The organism is Kitasatospora sp. NPDC059646 (assembly GCF_042734615.1).
Classification (GTDB): Bacteria; Actinomycetota; Actinomycetes; order Streptomycetales; family Streptomycetaceae; genus Kitasatospora.
The window spans coordinates 140,256-158,782 of record NZ_JBHWDS010000002.1; the positions used below are offsets into that span (position 1 = coordinate 140,256).

Genomic DNA, 18,527 nt, shown 5'->3' on the forward strand with positions numbered 1-18,527 from the left:
CGGCGGAGACGGTCACTGCGACAGCCCCCCGACGTACCGCCGGGGCACCCGGCCGCCGATCCGGGTGATGATCTCGTACGAGATGGTGCCGCAGGCCCGCGCCCAGTCCTCCGCCGTCGGTTCGCCCCGGTCGCCCGGGCCGAACAGCAGGGCCTCTTCGCCGACCTCGAACGTCTCCCCGCCGAGGTCGACGACGAACTGGTCCATCGCGACCCGCCCGGCCACCCGGTAGCGTCCGGAGCCGATCTGCACCGGCCCGGTGTTGCTCGCGTGGCGGGGGATCCCGTCCGCGTAGCCCAGCGGGATCAGGCCGAGGGTGGTGGGCCCGGGGGTGACGTAGTGGTGGCCGTAGGAGACGCCGTGCCCGCCGGGGACGTGCTTGACCAGCGCGAGCCGGGCGGTCAGCGACATGACCGGCCGCAGGCCGTAGTCGGCGGGCGTGCCGACCTCGGGCACCGGCGAGAGGCCGTACATCGCGAGGCCCGGCCGGACCAGGTCGTAGTGGGACTGCGGGAGCAGCAGGGTGGCCGGGGAGTTGGCCAGGTGCCGCACCTCGGGGTCGACGCCGGACCGCTCGGCGAACGCGAGGGCCTGCGCGAACGAGTCCAGCTGCACCTGGATGGACGGGTGGCCGGGCTCGTCGGCGGCCGCGAAGTGCGACCAGACGCCGACCACCCGCAGCAGGCCGTCGGCCTGCGCCTTCAGCGCGTTGTCGACCAGGTCGGGCCAGTCGCGCGGCTGGCAGCCGTTGCGGCCGAGGCCGGTGTCGGCCTTGAGGTGGACCCTGGCGGGGACGCCGGTGGCGCGGACGGCGTCGAGAAGTTCGTCCAGCGCCCACTGGCCGCTGATCGAGATGTCGACGGATTCGCGCAGCGCCTGCGCCCAGGGGCCGCCCGGGGTCCACAGCCAGCACAGGATGCGGGCCCGGTCGGGGCGGATGCCGCCGGCGCGCAGCGCGAGCGCCTCCTGCGGGGTGGCGGTGCCGAGCCAGCCGGCGCCGGCGGCGACCGCCTCCCGGGCGCACTGCAGCGCGCCGTGGCCGTAGGCGTCGGCCTTGACCACGGCCATCAGCTCGGGGCCGTCGGTGCGGGCGCGCAGGGCTGCCAGGTTGTCGCGCAGGGCGGCCAGGTCGACGGTCGCCTCGGCGCGGACCCCCTCGGTCAGTGCGGGTGTGCCGGTGGTGTTCGCAGTCGTCATCGCGTATCAGTCTCCCAGACCCCCGCCGATCCCCCCGTCAGGGGCGCGGCCGACCGGGACCCTGTCACCCGTCCACCCGTACGCCCTACCCTTCCGGTCCTTCCACGCGGTGGGGCGCGTTCCGGTTCCGTCCGGGCCCCGGACCGGGCCCCCGGCGGCGTCACTCGGTCAGCGACCGCCAGACCGGGTGCAGCGCCTCGGCGACGTCCAGGGCGGTGACCGGCGCCCCCGTCCCGGCGGCGCGGCGGCCGGCCAGTCCGTGCAGGTAGGCCGCGACGGAGGCGGCGTCCAGCGGGGCGAGGCCGGTGGCGAGGAGCGAGCCCGCCAGGCCGGACAGCACGTCGCCGCTGCCGGCGGTGCCGAGCCAGCCGGTGCCGGTCGGGTTGGTGCGGGCCCGGCCGTCGGGGTCGGCGACGACCGTGGTGGAGCCCTTGAGCAGCACGGTCGCGCCGTAGCGGGCGGCGAGCAGCCGGGCGGACCGGAGGCGGCGGGCGGCGACGGTGTCGGCGTCGGTGTGCTCGCCGAGGCCGGCGAGCAGCCGGGCGGCCTCGCCGGCGTGCGGGGTGAGCAGGGTGGGCGCGGTCCGGCCGGCGAGCAGGCCGGGGCCGAGGCGGCCGAGTTCGGTGAGCGCGTCGGCGTCGGCGAGGACCGGCGCATCGGTGTCGAGGGCTTCGCGCAGCGCCTGTTCGGCGCCGTCGCCGCCGCCGGGCCCGACCACCCAGGCCTGGACGCGTCCGGCGCGGGCCGGGCCGGCCTCGGTGACCAGCGTCTCGGGGTGTCGGCGGACCACCTCCTCGGCGGCGTGCCCGGTGTAGCGCACCGCCCCGGCGCCGCCGCGCAGCGCCCCCGCGACGGCGAGCAGCGCCGCGCCCGGGTAGCGGGCGGAGCCGGCGGCGACGCCGACCACGCCGCGCCGGTACTTGTCGCTCTCCGCGCCGGGGGCGGGCAGCAGCGCGGCCACGTCGGCGTGCTGCAGGGCCTCGACGGGGGCGGGCGGCAGGTCGAGCCCGATCTCCACCAGGTGGACCACGCCCGCGTACCGGGCGCCGGGGTCGATCAGCAGGCCGGGCTTGTGGGTGCCGAAGCAGACCGTGACGTCGGCGCGCAGCGCGGGACCGGTCACCTCGCCGGTGTCCGGATCGACGCCGGACGGCACGTCGACGGCGACCACCGGGCCGCGGCGGTCCATCGTGGCGAACGGCGCGGCGGCGGGACGCAGCGGGCCGCGGCCGCCGATGCCGACGATGCCGTCCAGCACCAGGTCGGCCCGGCCGAACGCGCCGGCGTCGTCGGTGACCCGGCCGCCGGCGGCGCGCAGCGCGGCCAGGCCTTCGGCGTGCGCCTTCGCCGGATCCAGCAGCAGCGCCTCCGCGCGGGCCCCGCGGCGGGCCAGCCGGGCGGCCGCGAACAGGGCGTCGCCGCCGTTGTCGCCGGAGCCGGCCAGCACCAGGACGCGACTGCCGTAGACGCGGGGCAGCAGCCCGGCGCAGGTTGCGGCGAGACCGGCGGCGGCGCGCTGCATCAGGGTGCCTTCGGGCAGATCCGCCATCAGGGCGGCTTCGGCGGCGCGGACCTGGGCGACGGTGTGGGCGTGGCGCAACGGGATCTCCTTCGGGAGGCGCGGGCACGTTACGGGCCATTCTCCGCGCCGCGATTCGCTGACGCGTGTCTTCCGGGCCGGCCCGGCGGGGGGCGCGAGCACGTGCGGGTCACTGTCTGCGGCGCGATCTCGCTGACGCGCGTCTCGCGGGCCCGCCCGGCGGAGGGCGCGAGCACGTGCGGGTCACTGTCCGCGGCGCGATCTCTCCGACGGGCGCCTTCCGCTTCGCGCAGTTCCTCGCGCCCCTGGGTTCGCACCCATCCGCGCCCGAGGGTTCGCCCCCGTCCGCTGCCCTGCTAGCCCTCGGCGATCACGACTGCTGAGGCGACGCCCGCGTCGTGACTGAGCGACACGTGCCAGGAGGTCACTCCGAGGGCGGCGGCGCGGGCCTGGACGGTGCCGGTGACGTGGAGGACGGGGCGGCCGGAGTCCTCGACGCGGACTTCGGCGTCCTCCCAGCGGAGGCCGGCGGGTGCGCCGAGGGCCTTGGCGAGGGCCTCCTTGGCGGCGAACCGGGCGGCCAGTGAGGCGGTGCCGCGGCGCTGGCCGGACGGGAGGGTCAACTCGGCTGCGGTGAAGAGGCGTTCGGCGAGGCCGGGGGTGCGTTCGAGGGATTCCCCGAACCGTCCGATGTCCGCCACGTCGATGCCGACCCCGATGATCACGCCTGGCCCTCCGTCCATGCCTGCGCGACGCTCGCGCAGGCATGGACGATACGCGCGCTACTCGACGGTGACGGACTTGGCGAGGTTGCGCGGCTGGTCGACCTCGTGGCCCTTGGCGGTGGCCAGCTCGCAGGCGAAGACCTGGAGCGGGACGGTGGACACCAGCGGCTGGAGCAGGGTCGGGGTGGCCGGGATGCGGATCAGGTGGTCGGCGTAGGGGACGACGGCCTCGTCGCCCTCCTCCGCGATCACGATGGTCTTCGCGCCGCGGGCCCGGATCTCCTGGATGTTGGAGACGATCTTGTCGTGGAGGATGGAGCGGCCGCGCGGCGAGGGCACCACCACGACCACCGGCAGGCCCTCCTCGATGAGGGCGATCGGGCCGTGCTTGAGCTCGCCGGCGGCGAAGCCCTCGGCGTGCATGTAGGCGAGTTCCTTGAGCTTGAGCGCGCCTTCCAGGGCCACCGGGTGGCCGACGTGCCGGCCGAGGAAGAGCACCGCGGGGGCGTCGGCCAGCGAGCGGGCGAGCGCGCGGACCGGCTCCATGGTGCCGAGGACCTGCTCGACCTGCCGGGGGGCGTCGCCGAGTTCGCGGATCACCGAGGTGATCTCGTCGCCCCACTTGGTGCCGCGGACCTGCCCGAGGTAGAGGGCGACCAGGTAGCAGGCCACCAGCTGGGTCAGGAACGCCTTGGTGGAGGCGACCGCGACCTCGGGGCCGGCGTGGGTGTAGAGCACCGCGTCGGACTCGCGCGGGATGGTCGAGCCGTTGGTGTTGCAGATCGCCAGCACCTTGGCGCCCTGCTCGCGGGCGTGCCGCAGCGCCATCAGGGTGTCCATGGTCTCGCCGGACTGCGAGATGGCGATGACGAGGGTGCGGTCGTCCATGATCGGGTCGCGGTAGCGGAACTCGCTGGCGACCTCGACCTCGCACGGGATCCGGGTCCAGTGCTCGATCGCGTACTTGGCGATCATGCCGGCGTGGAAGGCGGTGCCGCAGGCGACCACGACGACCTTGTCGACCTCGCGCAGCACCTGGTCGGGGATGCGCAGTTCGTCGAGGGTGAGCCGGCCGTCGGTGCCGATCCGGCCGAGGAGGGTGTCGGCGACGGCCTTGGGCTGCTCGGCGATCTCCTTGAGCATGAAGTAGTCGTAGCCGCCCTTCTCGGCGGCGGAGGCGTCCCAGTCGACGTGGTACTCGCGGACCTCGGCGGGGGTGCCGTCGAAGTTCGTCACGGTGACGCCGTCGCGGCGCAGTTCGACGACCTGGTCCTGGCCGAGTTCGACGGCCCGGCGGGTGTGGGCGATGAACGCCGCGACGTCCGAGGCGAGGAAGTTCTCGCCGTCGCCGACGCCGACCACCAGCGGCGAGTTGCGGCGGGCGCCGACCACCACGTCCGGGGCGTCGGCGTGCACCGCGACCAGGGTGAACGCGCCGTCGAGCTGGCGGCAGACGGTGCGCATGGCGTCCGCCAGGTCGCCGTCGAAGGCCTCGGACAGCAGGTGGGCGACCACCTCGGTGTCGGTCTCCGAGCGCAGCGTGTGGCCGCGGTCGGCGAGGTCGGCGCGCAGCCGGGCGAAGTTCTCGATGATGCCGTTGTGGACGACCGCGACCTTGCGGTGGTCGTCGAGGTGGGGGTGGGCGTTGGCGTCGTTGGGGGCGCCGTGGGTGGCCCACCGGGTGTGTCCGATGCCCGTGGTGCCGGCCGGAAGCGGGGTTTCGGCCAGCGACTTCTCCAGGTTGACGAGCTTTCCGGCCCGCTTGTCGGTCGCCAGGAGCCGCTGCCCGTCGGCTCCTTCGGTCTGCACGGCGACGCCGGCGGAGTCGTATCCGCGGTATTCCAGCCGTCGCAGACCTGCGATCACTACGTCGAGGGCCTGCTGTGGGCCCGTATATCCAACAATTCCGCACATATGCGCCAGCATAGGTGCCGGTGTTCGAGGCCCGTTGAGTCGGATGACCACACCGGGTGACCGACACCACAGCACCCCGCGGCCCGGAGACGGCCCACAATGGATGCTGTGCTGACCGAACTCTGTACGAGGGGCGCGCCCGCCGCGCCCACCCCCTCCCCGTACGTGGATCTGGACCGCGCGGAGTGGAGCGCGCTGCGCGAACGCACCCCTCTGCCGCTCACCGCCGACGAGGTCGAGCGGCTGCGCGGTCTCGGCACCGCGCTGGACCTGGACGAGGTCCGCGACGTCTACCTGCCGCTGTCGCGCCTGCTGAACCTGTACGTCCACGCCACGCACGAGCTGCGCGGCGCGGTGGGATCGTTCCTGGACACGCCGGACACCGAGCGGGTGCGCACCCCGTTCATCATCGGCGTGGCGGGGTCGGTCGCGGTCGGAAAGTCCACCACCGCCCGGCTGCTGCAGGCCCTGCTGGCCCGCTGGCCCGAGCACCCGCGGGTCGAGCTGGTCACCACGGACGGCTTCCTGCTGCCCAACGCGGAGCTGCGCCGGCGCGGCCTGATGGCCCGCAAGGGCTTCCCCGAGTCGTACGACCGGCGGGCGCTGATGCGGTTCGTCGCGGACGTGAAGGCCGGCAAGGAGCGGGTCACCGCCCCCGTGTACTCGCACCTTGTGTACGACATCGTGCCGGACGAGCGGCTGGTGGTGGAGCGCCCGGACATCCTGATCGTCGAGGGCCTGAACGTGCTCCAGCCGGCCCTGCCCGGCACCGACGGGCGGACCAGGATGGCGGTCGCGGACTACTTCGACTTCTCGATCTACGTCGACGCCCGCACCGACGACATCGAGGCCTGGTACCTGGACCGGTTCCGCAAGCTCCGCGAGACCGCCTTCCAGGACCCGAACTCCTACTTCCGGCGCTTCACCGAGGTGCCCGAGGAGGAGGCGATGGACTACGGCCGGCAGGTCTGGCGGACCATCAACAAGCCGAACCTGCTGGAGAACGTCCTGCCCACCCGCGGCCGGGCCACCCTGATCCTGCAGAAGGGCGCGGACCACAAGGTCCGCCGCGCGCTGCTGCGCAAGCTCTGACGGCCCGCCAGGGCTCCGTCCGCGCCGGTCGGCGGACGGGGCGTCAGGACGTCGGCGCCACCGGCCAGGAGCGCAGCGAGAGGGTCCCCAGGCCGTCCGCGAACGCCTTCCGGGTGGCCGGGTCGGTGGCGAACCGGTAGTCGTAGCGGCCGCCCTCCTCGACGCTGTGCTCGAACCAGACGAAGCCGGGCACCTTCGGGTGCTCGGATATCCACTCGAACATGTCGGTGATCCAGGCGGCCTTCCTCGGATCCGGCATCGCGCCGGTCTCCGAGATGAACACCGGCTTGTCGGCGACCTCGCGCAGCCGGATGTAGGTCGGGTCGAGGATCTCGGAGGCGGTGCCCTCGCCGAAGCCGTAGGCGTCCATGCCCAGCCAGTCGACGTACGCGTCGCCCGGGTAGAGCTTCTGCAGGTCGCCGGAGGCCCCGCGGATCACGTTCGGGCTCCACAGCCAGACGACGTTGTCGGCGTGCTCGGCCGAGAAGATGTCGTGCACGTGGCGCCAGGCCGCCGCGTAGTCGCCCGGCTTGTTGCCGTTGGCGTTCGCCGACCACGGGTACCAGTCGCCGTTCATCTCGTGCGCGAACCGCAGCACCACCGGCCAGCGCTGGTCGCGCACCGCGCGGGCGAAGCGGGTGATGTACGGGTCGAACGCGCCGTCGGCGATCCTGCGGGTCGCGTACGACGGCTGGTCGGCGGCGTACGGGGCGTCGCCGGGCTCCCAGGTGAGCATCGGCACCGCGCCCTGCCGGTAGATCTCCCGGACCGTCGCCGGGTCGAACTCCTTGCGCCAGTCCAGGAAGTACTGCAGCATCGTCGGCCGCTTGCCGGCCGCCGCGGCGACCGCGTCGGTCTCGGCCGCGGACGGGGTCTGATAGGTGCTCACCCCGAAGAACACGCCGGGGGCCGCCATCAGTTCGGCTTTGGTCGGCGGCCCGGCCGGGGCCGACGCCGCGGGGGAGGGCGAACCGCCGTCCGGCTGCGCGCCGAACAGCGCACCGGCCGGACCGGTGCCCTCGGACGCGCCCGAACACGACACGCCGGCCGCCATCAGTACCAACGCGGCGGCGCCGCGGCACCACGACCGGCGGTTCATCCGTTCATCCCCCTCGATCGGGCGTCAGGCCCCCTTGGTGAGCAACTGGTCGAAGTAGCCGTCGAGTTCCTTGCCGGAACTCTGCGCCAGCGGGTCCTGGTCGCCGGCGCCGCCACTGATCGGGCCCGCCACCGTGAACACCACGTACCGGCCCTCGACCCGGCTGGTCAGCGCACAGGCCACGTTGCGGCAGAACTCTCCCACATTGTCCTTGCCGAACAGCGGCTGGATCTGCCCCTTCATGCCGCTGCCGACCTTCTTGGCGTCCGTCTCGCTCTTGAACACCGCGACGCCGACCGTCACGGCCGTGTTGCCGCTGAAGTAGGTGCCGCGCATCAGCTGGCTGCAGTTCGCGTTGGTGAGGACGTCGCCGAGGCCGGCCCCGGTTGCCTTCCAGCACGGATTGTCCGTGGTGGTGGACTTGCGGACGTAGTTGTGGCCGCCGATGTTGAGCGACTGGTCGGCGAACAGGGCCTCGGCGGTGATGGCCGGCGGCAGCTGCTTGGTCGGCGAACCGCTCCCGGACGGCTTGGCGCCGCCGGTGGGCGAGGCCGGGGCGGACGCCGACGGGGAGGCCACCGGCTTGTTGTCGGGGGTGTCCTTCTGGCTCAGCACGGCGACCGCGGCCGCGCCCGCGCCGAGCACCACCACGCCCACGCCGATGCCCAGACCCGTCATCAGGCGCTTTCGGCGCACCTGCGCCTCGCGCTGGTCGGCCAGCTGCTGCCAGTCCGGCTCGAACGACTGCTGGACCGGCGGAGGCCCCGGATAGGGGTACTGTGTCTGCTGCTGCTGCCACGGCTGAGGCTGTTGCGGGAACTGCGGAGCACCCTGGGCCGGCGGCTGACCAGGCATCTGCTGGGGCCCGCCGAAAGGCTGTTGCGGCTGCCCACCCGGAGTGTTCGGACTCTGCGGTACACCCATCCCATCGCTCATGTGCGTGAATGCTAGGGCATCTGCGGCCATTCGGTGATGCCGCCTCCACAGCCAACCGATATGTCCCGCTTTCCCCGGGTGCCGACGCCGCACCGTGATGGAACCGTCATGCTTCGCCCCCAAGACGGCAAGACCCGTCCGATAAACTCCTTCGGCCGCCGGTCGCGCCTTACACCGCACAGGTAGGCCGAGTACGAATCCTGAAACACGGCCACGGGACCCCACTTGTCCAGCAATACCGAGTCGACTCGTCGCACCCAGCGGCGCAGCCCAGTCCCTGCGCAGCGCCGCCGGAAGCCCGCAGCGGCGCCGCCGGAGCTCGGGCTGCTTCCCAAGCCCCCGAACGACAGCGAGAAGTTCGCCTACGCCAAGCGCCACCTGTGGGTGCTGACGGTCAGTTCGCTGATCAGTTTCGGCTGCCTGGCGTTCAGTCAGATCACCCTGGTGACCAAGGCTCCGTGGCTGTGGGTCTACTCGCCGTTCCTGGCGTTCACGGTGATCTACTACCTGATCTCGCTGCGGGTCACCGGACTCAACGGCGACTTCGACGTCAAGGGCCACCGCCAGCTGGTGCGCTCCTGGCGGCCGGCGGAGTACCCGACCGTCGACGTCTTCCTGCCGGTGTGCGGCGAGCCGATCGAGATCCTGCACAACACCTGGAAGCACGTCCGGGAGATGGCCGACAACTACCCCGGCCTGTGCATGCCGTACGTGCTCGACGACTCGGCCAGCCCCGAACTCGAGGCGATGGCCCACGACTTCGGCTTCCGCTACGGCACCCGGCCGAACCGCGGCTGGTACAAGAAGGCCGGCAACCTGCACTTCGGCTTCGGCAACTCCGACGGCGAGTTCATCCTCATCCTGGACGCCGACTTCACGCCGCGCGCCGACCTGCTGTCCGAGCTGCTGCCGCACATGGACGCCGACCCGAAGCTCGGCATCGTCCAGTCCCCGCAGTACTTCCGGGTGCTGGACTCGCAGAGCTGGGTGGAGCGCGGCGCCGGTGCCGTGCAGGAGCTGTTCTACCGCTCGGTGCAGGTCTCCCGGCAGGCCCGCGACGGCGCGATCTGCGTCGGCAGCTGCGCCGTCTACCGGCGCGCCGCGCTGGAGGAGAACGGCGGCACCACGCTGATCGAGCACTCCGAGGACGTGCACACCGGCTTCGACCTGCGACGCCTCGGCTGGGGCCTGAAGTACGTGCCGCTGGCGCTGGCCACCGGCGTCTGCCCGGACACCGCGGGCGCGTTCTACAACCAGCAGTACCGCTGGTGCTCCGGCTCGATGAGCCTGCTCGGCAGCCGCAAGTTCTGGGACACCAAGCTCCGTTGGAGCAGCCGGCTCTGCTACATGTCCGGCTTCTTCTACTACATCCACACCGCGATCTTCATCTTCCTGTCGCCGGTGATCCCGCTGGCGCTGCTGATCTGGCACCCGGAGATGTTCCTGGTCGAGCGGCTCTGGCTGGTGCTGCCCAGCCTGGTCTACACCACCGTGATATTCCCGCTGTGGCACCGCGTCCCGTACCGCCTGGAAGCCTGGTCCTGCCGCATGATGTACGGCTGGGCGCACTTCTTCGCGATCTGGGACATCCTGCGCCGCAAGCGGATGGCCTGGCAGCCGACCGGTTCCAGCACCGCCAAGAAGAACCGCACCCGCCGACTGTGGATCGGCCTGTCCGTGTGGGGCGGCGGCACCGCGCTCGCCTGGGTCGGCATCGCCGTGTGGCGCATCCTCACCGGCTACCCGCCGGACTACGCCCTGGTGCTCGCCTCCGGGCTGTTCTACGCCCTGGTCGTCGGCCGCACCCTCCTCCAGCCCCGAAGCGAGAAGGCCGCGTGAAACCGACCTACCGTGCCAGAGCCGCCGCCTGCCTGCTGATGGCGGGCCTGCTCACCCTGCTGCCCGGCTGCACCCGCTCCGGGCCGTCCGCCGGCCACGACGCGTTCGGCCCCGGCGACACCCAGGTGGCCGCCGCCGACCCCACCCAGGCGCCGGCCGACACCACCCCGCTGCTGCAGCCCGCGAAGAAGTACATCGGCGTCGCGCTGGACGGCGCCCCGGCGTCCATGGAGCCGGTGCAGAAGTACACCGAACTGGTCGGCAAGCAGCCCAACATCATCGAGAACTACGCCGGCTGGGGCGACCAGTTCGACTCCACCGGCGTCCGGCTGACCTGGCAGAACGGCGCCCTGCCGTACATCGCCTGGGAGCCGCACAAGACCCCGCTGGCCGACATCGCCAAGGGCGACTCGGACGCCTACATCAAGGCCTTCGCCTCCGCCGTCCAGAAGACCAACGTCCCGGTGGCGATCAGCTTCGCCCACGAGATGAACGGCCACTGGTACGACTGGGGCACCAAGACCAACAGCCCCGAGGACTTCGTCGCGGCCTGGCGCCGGATCCACGACATCTTCCAGGACCGCGGCGCGTCCAACGTCATCTGGGTGTGGAGCCCGAACATCATCAACCCGGTCAAGAGCGTCGCCCTCCAGCCGTACTTCCCCGGCGACGGCTACATCGACTGGGTCGGCATGGTCGGCTACTGGACCGAGTGCTGCGACAAGAACTTCGACCAGGTCTACGGCGGGACCATGGACCAGGTCCGCGCCTTCACCGGCAAGCCGTTCATCATCAGCGAGACCGCCGCCGAACCCGGCAAGAAGGCGTCCTCCTTCGTCGAAGAGCTCTTCAACGGCGTGGAGAAGCACCCCGACGTCCTGGGCTTCATCTGGTTCAACATCAGCAAGCGCGCCGACTGGCGGCTGGAGAAGACCCCCAGCTCGCTGGCCGCCTTCAAGCAGCACGCTGCCGACCCGCAGTACGGCTTCGATCCGAGAAAACCCTGATGACGCAGCAGCGCGACGACGCATTCACCCCCCACGCCTCCGACGACCACGAAGAGCACTACCGCGAGGACCGCTACCGCCAGGAGCGGAACTTCGGCTGGTTCGTCGAAGAACCCCCGGCCGAACCGCAGGAGCAGCCGGCCCGCGAACCCGGCTACACCCTGCCCGACGTCCCCGACGTCGGCTGGGACCCGCTGCCCAGCAGCCGCCGCACCTGGGTCAGCCGCCTGGTCCTGTTCGGCATCCTGCTCGCCCAGGCCCTGCTGACGCTCCGTCTGAGCAACAGCGCCTTCGAGGACGAGGCGCTGTACCTGTACGCCGGCCACCTCCAGCTGGACCACCTGAACGGCGGCCCCGCGCTGCCGGACTCCTTCGCCTCGTACTTCTCCGGCTCCCCGCTGCTGTACCCGCCGCTGGCCGCCGCGTTCGACGCCTGGTTCGGCCTGGCCGGCGCCCGCGGCCTGTCGCTGGGCTTCATGCTGGGCACCACCGCCCTGCTGTACATGATGACCCGCCGGCTGTTCAACGAGCGGGTCGGCCTGGTCGCGGCGGCCTGCTTCGCCGTCACCCAGTCCACCCTGTTCATGGGCGCGCTGGCCACCTACGACGCGGCCGCGCTGTTCCTGATCGCGGTCGGCGCCTGGCTCGCGGTGCGCACCGCCCGCCGCGGCTGGTGGCTGAGCACCCTGACCGTCCCCCCGGTCCTGGTGCTGGCCGTCGCCGTCAAGTACGCCTCGCTGATGTACGCCCCGATCGTGGTGGCGCTGGCCTGCCTGGCCGCCGTGCCGTACCACGCCTGGCGGTCCCTGCTGCGGGCGGTCCTGATCCCGGCCGTCGCGGTCGGCGGCGCGTACGCCGCGCTGCGCCTCACCGGCTCGGACATGCTCAAGGGCCTGCAGTCCACCACCACCGCCCGCGCCGCCGGCCACGGCGTCCGGCTGGACATGCTCCGCGACTGCGTCGAGTGGGGCGGCCTGCTGTTCGCCCTGGCGCTGCTCGGCACCGTGCTGTACGCCCTCAAGGGCCGCATGAACGAGGCCCCGACCATGCACGCCGTCCGGGTGCCGCGACGCCTGTGGCGCATCCTGATGGGCCTGCTGCTGACCGGCACCGCGGTCCTCGCGCCGGCGTACCAGATCTGGATCCACGAGAGCGTCTCGCTGCACAAGCACATCGGCTACGGCCTGTTCTTCGCCGCACCGATGGCCGCCCTCGGCATCACCCGCGTGGTCGGCTCGCACTTCCGCCACCCGCAGCTGGGCATCCTCGCCTGGGTCACCCTGCTGGTCCTCGGCATGGTGCAGTCCGACAGCCTCTACCACGCCTGGCCGAACTCCAAGCAGCTGATCGCCACCCTCGACCGGCAGCTGGTGCCGAACGGGCACTACCTGGTCGAGGCGAACTCCGTCCCGCGCTACTACCTGCGCGAGAAGGTCGAGTTCGGGCAGTGGACGTCGACGTACACCATCACGTACCAGACCAAGGACAAGAAGCTGCTCTCCGGTGAGCAGGGCTTCAAGGCCGCCCTCACCGACGGGTACTTCGACGTCGTGGTGTTCGACCGGACGGTCACCGGCGCGCTCGACGAGAAGCTCACCAAGCAGCTGCGCACCGAGGGCAAGTACCGACTGCTCGTCAGCATCCCGTACCAGAACACCTACGGTAAGGGCTTCTACCAGGTGTGGGTCCCGGTGAAGAAGAACCAGCCCGCCGCGCAGCAGTAGCCGCGGGAGGGAACGCGTCGGGGGCCGGTCCGGTGGACCGGCCCCCGACGCCGCGTCGGCCCGACGCGGCGTCAGCCCAGGTGCAGCCGAACCGATTCGGCAAGGCGCTCGCAGACCGACAGGGCCTGCTCGTGGCCGACCGCCTCCACCATCACGCGCACCAGCGGCTCGGTGCCGGACTTGCGCAGCAGGACCCGTCCGGTGGAGCCCAGCTCGGTCTCCGCCGCGGTCACGGCCGCCTGCAGTTCGAGGCAGGACTCGACCCGGTCCTTGTCGACGTCCTTGACGTTGATCAGCACCTGCGGCAGCCGCGTCATCACGGTGGCCAGGTCGGCCAGCGGCTGCTTGGTGGCGGCCAGCCGGGCGGCCAGCATCAGGCCGGTCAGGGTGCCGTCGCCGGTGGTGGCGTGGTCGAGCAGGATCACGTGGCCGGACTGCTCGCCGCCGAGCGCGAAGCCGTGCTGCTTCATCTCCTCCAGCACGTACCGGTCGCCGACCGCGGTCTGCACCAGCTCGATGCCCTCCCGCTCCATCGCCAGCTTGAAGCCCAGGTTGGACATCACGGTGGCGACCGCGGTGTTGCGGCGCAGCGTGCCCGCCTCCTTCATGGCCACCGCGAGGATCGCCAGGATCTGGTCGCCGTCGACCTCGTTGCCCTCCGCGTCGGCGGCCAGGCAGCGGTCCGCGTCGCCGTCCAGGGCGATGCCCAGGTCGGCCTTGTGCTCCTTCATCGCGGCGCGCAGCTTGTCCAGGTGGGTGGAGCCGACGCCGTCGTTGATGTTCAGGCCGGTCGGCTCGGTGCCCAGGGTGTACACCACCTCGGCGCCGGCCCGGGCGAACGCCTCCGGGGCGACCCTGGCGGCCGCGCCGTGCGCGCCGTCGATGACGACCTTCACGCCGTCCAGCCGGTTCGGCAGCACCGCGACCAGGTGCGCCACGTACCGGTCGAAGCCCTCGTTGTACTGCCGGACCCGGCCGACCGCGGCGCCGGTCGGGCGCTCCCAGGTCTCGTCGCCGACGCCGTAGCGGCGGTAGTGCGACTCGATCGCGTCCTCGATCGCGTCGTCCAGCTTGTGGCCGCCGCGGGCGAGGAACTTGATGCCGTTGTCGGGCATCGCGTTGTGGCTGGCGGAGAGCATCACGCCGAAGTCCGCGCCGAGCGCGCCGGTCAGGTAGGCGACCGCCGGGGTGGGCAGCACGCCGACCCGCAGCACGTCCACGCCGGCGCTGGCCAGGCCGGCGATCACCGCGGCCTCCAGGAATTCTCCGGACGCCCGGGGGTCACGGCCGACCACTGCGACCGGCCGGTGCCCCTCGAACGCGTTCGCGTCGCCGAGCACATGGGCGGCGGCCACTGACAGGCCGAGCGCCAGCTCCGCGGTCAGGCCGACATTGGCCACCCCGCGCACCCCGTCCGTACCGAAGAGTCGTGCCATGTTGCGTTCGTCCCGTCCTGTCGGCGCCTGTCGGCTCGGTTGGTACCAGCCCCCGCGGACCCCGCACGAGTCCGGGAGGCACAACGCCCCGGAGCACGAAGTGCTCCGGGGCGAGGATCGCATGCAGGGTGCGATTAGCGCTTGCTGTACTGCGGCGCCTTGCGGGCCTTCTTCAGACCGGCCTTCTTGCGCTCGACGGCGCGGGCGTCACGGGTCAGGAAGCCGGCCTTCTTCAGCGGGCCGCGGTTGTTGTCCACGTCCGCCTCGTTCAGCGCACGGGCCACGCCGAGGCGCAGCGCGTAGGCCTGACCGGAGACGCCGCCGCCCGAGATGCGGGCGATGACGTCGTAACGGCCGTCCAGCTCCAGGAGCTTGAAGGGCTCGTTCACGGTCTGCTGGTGCACCTTGTTGGGGAAGTAGTTCTCCAGGGTGCGACCGTTGATCTTCCACACGCCGGTGCCGGGGACGATGCGCACGCGGGCGATCGCCTCCTTGCGGCGGCCGAGGCCGGCGCCGGGGACGGCCTCGCCGAAGCGGCCGGCCAGCGACTCGGTGGTGTACTCGGACTCGGTGGTGTACTCGTCGACGTTCTCGTCGTCGAAGTCGACCTCGAGGGTGCTCTCGATGGCAGTCTCGGCCACGGTGTTCCTCAGCTCTTCTACGTCAGTTGGGGTGTGGGTGGCCGGAATTACTGCGCGACCTGGGAGATCTCGAACGGCACCGGCTGCTGCGCAGCGTGCGGGTGCTGGTCGCCCGAGTAGACCTTCAGCTTCGAGAGCATCTGACGGCCGAGGCTGTTCTTCGGAACCATGCCCTTGATGGCCTTCTCGACGGCCTTCTCCGGGTTGTTCGCCAGCAGGTCGTCGTAGCGGACCGAGCGGAGACCGCCCGGGAAGCCGCTGTGGCGGTAGGCGAGCTTCTGGGTCTTCTTGTTGCCCGAGAGGTGCACCTTGTCGGCGTTGATGATGATGACGAAGTCACCAGTGTCAACGTGCGGCGCGTAGATCGCCTTGTGCTTGCCCCGCAGGAGGTTGGCGGCCTGGGAGGCCAGGCGGCCGAGCACGACGTCGGTCGCGTCGATGACGTGCCACTGACGCTGGACGTCGCCGGGCTTGGGGCTGTACGTACGCACGGTCGTAGCCTTCGCTTTTCAGTGAGTGGGTCCTGACAGGAGCGCACAGACCCGGGGCCTCCAGCCGACCGTCCCGGACGCAATTCGGGCGTTGGCCGCTGGAGTTCGGCCTGTGGTGTCTCCGGCGTACCGACCTCTCACGTGAGATAGAGCGAGCCAATACGCACAACAGCAGCCAACGATACCGGGCCGGGGCCGCCGAATCCAAACCGGGCCGGCGCCCCCGCCGCGGGATCAGCGGTCCCGGACCACCCGGGACTCGTCCCAGACCGGCTCCGGGGACTCGTACACCCGGCCGTCCGAGCCGAACACCAGGAAGCGGTCGAAGGTCCGCGCGAACCAGCGGTCGTGGGTGACGCACAGCACCGTGCCGTCGAACGCCTCCAGGCCCTGCTGCAGCGCCTCCGCGCTCTCCAGGTCCAGGTTGTCGGTCGGCTCGTCCAGCAGCAGCGCCGTCACGCCGGACAGCTCCAGCTTGAGGATCATCAGCCGGGCCTGCTGACCGCCGGACAGCGACTCGAACTTCTGCTCCTCCTGCCGGTCCAGCTCGTACCGGCGCAGCGCCGACATCGCCGCCCCGCGGGACAGCGCGTGCTCCTCCTCGACGATCGCCCGCACGGTGCGGCCCAGCAGCTCCGGATGGGCGTGGGTCTGCCGGAAGTGCCCCGGCACCACCCGGGCGCCGAGCTTCCACGTGCCGCCGTGCTTCACCGACTCGTCGCCGGCCAGCAGCCGCAGGAAGTGCGACTTGCCGGAGCCGTTGGAGCCCAGCACGGCCACCCGCTCGCCGTAGAAGACCTCCAGGTCGAACGGCTTCATCAGCCCGGTCAGCTCCAGGCCCTGCATGGTGAACGCCCGGACGCCGGTGCGGCCGCCCTTCAGCCGCATGCTGATGCTCTGCTCGCGCGGCGGCGCCTCGGGCGGGCCGGCGTCCTCGAACTTCTTCAGCCTGGTCTGCGCGGCCGCGTACCGGGACGCCATCTCGTGGCTGACCGCGGCCGCCTGGCGCAGCGTCACCACCAGCTTCTTCAGCTTGGCGTGCTCCTCGTCCCACCGGCGGCGCAGCTCCTCGAACCGCTCGAAGCGGGCCTTGCGCGCCTCGTGGAAGGTGTCGAAGCCGCCGCCGTGCACCCACACGCTGGAGCCGGCCGCACCGGACTCCACCGCGACGATCTTGTCGGCGGTGCGGGAGAGCAGCTCCCGGTCGTGCGAGATGAACAGCACCGTCTTGCCGGTGGCCCGGATGGCCTCCTCCAGCCAGCGCTTGCCCGGCACGTCCAGGTAGTTGTCCGGCTCGTCGAGCAGCAGCACCTCGTCCGGACCGCGCAGCAGCGCCTCCAGCACCAGCCGCTTCTGCTCGCCGCCGGACAGCGTGTTCAGGCCCCGCCACTGGGCGCGCTCGAACGGCATGCCGAGCGCGGCCGTGGTGCAGACGTCCCAGTCGGCCTCGTACTCGTAGCCGCCGGCGTCCGCCCAGTCGGAGAGCGCCTGCGCGTAGGCCATCTGCGACTTCTCGTCGTCCTGCGCGATCATCGCCAGCTCCGCGGCGTCCACCGTGCGGGCGGCGTCCGCGATCCGCTTCGGCGCGACCGAGACCAGCAGGTCCCGCACCGAGGCGTCGGCGGCCAGCGCGCCCGGGGTGTCCTTCGCGTCCTCCCGGCCGGTGGTGCCGACGAACTGGCGCATCACGCCCAGCCCGCCGCTCACCGTCACGGAGCCGCCGTGCGGCTGCACGTCCCCCGCGATCATGCGCAGCAGCGTGGTCTTGCCCGCGCCGTTCGCGCCGACCAGCGCGACGGCCGCGCCCTCACCGACGCGGAAGGACGCGTCGTCGAACAGCACCCGCCCGTCCGGCAGGTAGTACTCCAGGTGCGAGATCTCGACGTGTCCCATGCCACGGAATTGTGCCAAGCGCACGCCGGGCGACAAAACGGATTACCCGCCCCCGCCGGATCAGCCCGACGCGGCGGCCGTGCCGCCCCCGGCGGGCTCCCCCAGCGTCCGCAGCCGCCGCGAGACCCGGTTCCGCTCCGCCAGCAGCTCGTCCGCCGGGTAGCCGACCTCCTCCAGCGTCAGCCCGTGCGGCCGGATGACGTTCACCGCGGAGTTGCGGACGCCGCCCGCCAGCACCTCGCCGGGGAACTCCACCGGCCGGTGGCCGTCGCCGACCAGCAGCATCGCGCCGACCAGCGAGCGCACCATGTTGTGGCAGAACGCGTCGGCCCGCACGGTGGCCACCGCCAGCGAGCCCTCCTGGGCCGCGTACGGGTCGATCGGGACGCGGTCCCAGTGCACCTCCAGCAGGGTGCGGATGGTCGTCGCGCCCTCGCGCTTCTTGCAGTACGCGGCGAAGTCGTGCTCACCCACCAGCAGCGCGGCCGCGGCGTTCATCTTCTCCAGGTCGAGCGGCCGGTCGTGCCAGAGCACGTGCCCGCGCAGCATCGGGTCGACGCCCCCGGGGTGGTCGGCGACCCGGTACGCGTAGCGCCGCCAGATCGCCGCGAACCGCGCGTCGAAGCCGTGCGGGGCCTCCCCCAGCCGGTACACCCGGACGTCGGCCGGCAGCCGGCCGGCCAGCCGGCGCAGCAGCTTCTCGCCGTGCTGCGCCCACAGCCCGTCCGGCAGGTCGACGTGCGCGACCTGGCCGCGGGCGTGGACGCCGGCGTCGGTGCGGCCGGCCACGGTCAGCGGGAAGGCGTCCTCGCTGCGCAGCACGATCCGCAGCGCGTCCTCCAGCTCGCCCTGCACGGTGCGCCGTCCGCGCTGCCGTGCCCAGCCGGAGAACTCCGCCCCGTGGTACGCCAGGTCCAGCCTGATCCGGACGTGCCCGTCGGCGGGGCCGTCCTTCACCGGCGGCTGCTCGGCGCAGTCGTTCACCACTCCAAC

General features: G+C 72.0%; 15 protein-coding genes. 4 read left to right on the forward strand and 11 right to left on the reverse strand.

All coding sequences use genetic code 11. The annotated features are described in order from the left end of the window. Positions 1 to 12: 12 nt before the first annotated feature. The 4 genes from alr to glmS form a co-directional block, all read right to left on the reverse strand. Positions 13 to 1,197 (reverse strand): alanine racemase, encoded by a 1,185-nt coding sequence (gene alr, locus ACFV1L_RS01910; protein ID WP_380362031.1) that lies wholly within the window; start codon positions 1,195 to 1,197, stop codon positions 13 to 15. A 160-nt stretch (positions 1,198 to 1,357) separates the two neighbouring features. After that, the gene (locus ACFV1L_RS01915) at positions 1,358 to 2,797 is read right to left on the reverse strand and encodes an NAD(P)H-hydrate dehydratase (protein WP_380362033.1); all 1,440 of its coding nucleotides are present in this window, start codon (positions 2,795 to 2,797) and stop codon (positions 1,358 to 1,360) included. A gap of 296 nt (positions 2,798 to 3,093) precedes the next feature. Continuing rightward, a complete protein-coding gene (locus ACFV1L_RS01920) occupies positions 3,094 to 3,462 on the reverse strand; it encodes a holo-ACP synthase (protein WP_380362034.1) in 369 nt (122 codons plus the stop codon). Between the two features lie 57 nt (positions 3,463 to 3,519). Beyond that, positions 3,520 to 5,376: a glutamine--fructose-6-phosphate transaminase (isomerizing) gene (gene glmS / locus ACFV1L_RS01925; protein WP_380362036.1), complete on the reverse strand. Its 1,857-nt coding sequence runs from the start codon at positions 5,374 to 5,376 to the stop codon at positions 3,520 to 3,522. A 99-nt stretch (positions 5,377 to 5,475) separates the two neighbouring features. On the opposite strand from glmS, the gene coaA reads away from it, so the two are divergent. Continuing rightward, complete coding sequence (coaA, locus tag ACFV1L_RS01930; RefSeq protein WP_380362037.1) at positions 5,476 to 6,468, forward strand: type I pantothenate kinase; 993 nt, start codon at positions 5,476 to 5,478, stop codon at positions 6,466 to 6,468. A gap of 43 nt (positions 6,469 to 6,511) precedes the next feature. Here coaA and ACFV1L_RS01935 read toward each other — a convergent pair whose 3' ends face one another. Both ACFV1L_RS01935 and ACFV1L_RS01940 read right to left on the reverse strand, forming a co-directional pair. Further along, complete coding sequence (locus tag ACFV1L_RS01935) at positions 6,512 to 7,567, reverse strand: glycoside hydrolase family 26 protein (RefSeq protein ID WP_380362039.1); 1,056 nt, start codon at positions 7,565 to 7,567, stop codon at positions 6,512 to 6,514. A 24-nt stretch (positions 7,568 to 7,591) separates the two neighbouring features. Further along, a complete protein-coding gene (locus ACFV1L_RS01940) occupies positions 7,592 to 8,422 on the reverse strand; it encodes a hypothetical protein (protein WP_380362041.1) in 831 nt (276 codons plus the stop codon). 459 nt (positions 8,423 to 8,881) lie between these two features. Between ACFV1L_RS01940 and ACFV1L_RS01945 the strand changes: the two genes are divergently transcribed. From ACFV1L_RS01945 to ACFV1L_RS01955, 3 genes are read left to right on the forward strand one after another with little or no spacing between them, the layout of a single operon-like run. Then, positions 8,882 to 10,342, forward strand: coding sequence for a glycosyltransferase family 2 protein (locus tag ACFV1L_RS01945; protein WP_380362185.1), 1,461 nt, complete (start codon positions 8,882 to 8,884; stop codon positions 10,340 to 10,342). After that, positions 10,339 to 11,349, forward strand: coding sequence for a glycoside hydrolase family 26 protein (locus ACFV1L_RS01950; protein ID WP_380362043.1), 1,011 nt, complete (start codon positions 10,339 to 10,341; stop codon positions 11,347 to 11,349). Before ACFV1L_RS01945 ends, ACFV1L_RS01950 begins: the two co-directional genes overlap by 4 nt. Further along, complete coding sequence (locus ACFV1L_RS01955) at positions 11,349 to 13,073, forward strand: ArnT family glycosyltransferase (RefSeq protein ID WP_380362044.1); 1,725 nt, start codon at positions 11,349 to 11,351, stop codon at positions 13,071 to 13,073. The genes ACFV1L_RS01950 and ACFV1L_RS01955 overlap by 1 nt, the downstream gene beginning before the upstream one ends. 71 nt (positions 13,074 to 13,144) lie before the next feature. On the opposite strand, the gene glmM is transcribed toward ACFV1L_RS01955, so the two are convergent. The 5 genes from glmM to truA all read right to left on the reverse strand — a co-directional run bounded on the left by glmM (position 13,145) and on the right by truA (position 18,518). Next, positions 13,145 to 14,509: a phosphoglucosamine mutase gene (gene glmM, locus ACFV1L_RS01960; protein ID WP_380362046.1), complete on the reverse strand. Its 1,365-nt coding sequence runs from the start codon at positions 14,507 to 14,509 to the stop codon at positions 13,145 to 13,147. A gap of 134 nt (positions 14,510 to 14,643) precedes the next feature. Then, positions 14,644 to 15,135: a 30S ribosomal protein S9 gene (gene rpsI, locus ACFV1L_RS01965; RefSeq protein ID WP_380362187.1), complete on the reverse strand. Its 492-nt coding sequence runs from the start codon at positions 15,133 to 15,135 to the stop codon at positions 14,644 to 14,646. Between the two features lie 62 nt (positions 15,136 to 15,197). Beyond that, on the reverse strand, positions 15,198 to 15,641 hold the full coding sequence (gene rplM / locus ACFV1L_RS01970) for a 50S ribosomal protein L13 (protein WP_035863497.1): 444 nt from the start codon (positions 15,639 to 15,641) through the stop codon (positions 15,198 to 15,200). Positions 15,642 to 15,875: 234 nt separating this feature from the next. Further along, the gene (locus tag ACFV1L_RS01975) at positions 15,876 to 17,534 is read right to left on the reverse strand and encodes an ABC-F family ATP-binding cassette domain-containing protein (RefSeq protein ID WP_380362048.1); all 1,659 of its coding nucleotides are present in this window, start codon (positions 17,532 to 17,534) and stop codon (positions 15,876 to 15,878) included. A gap of 60 nt (positions 17,535 to 17,594) precedes the next feature. Next, entirely contained in the window at positions 17,595 to 18,518 is a 924-nt protein-coding gene (gene truA, locus ACFV1L_RS01980) for a tRNA pseudouridine(38-40) synthase TruA (RefSeq protein ID WP_380362049.1), read from the reverse strand. Between the last annotated feature and the right edge of the window lie 9 nt (positions 18,519 to 18,527).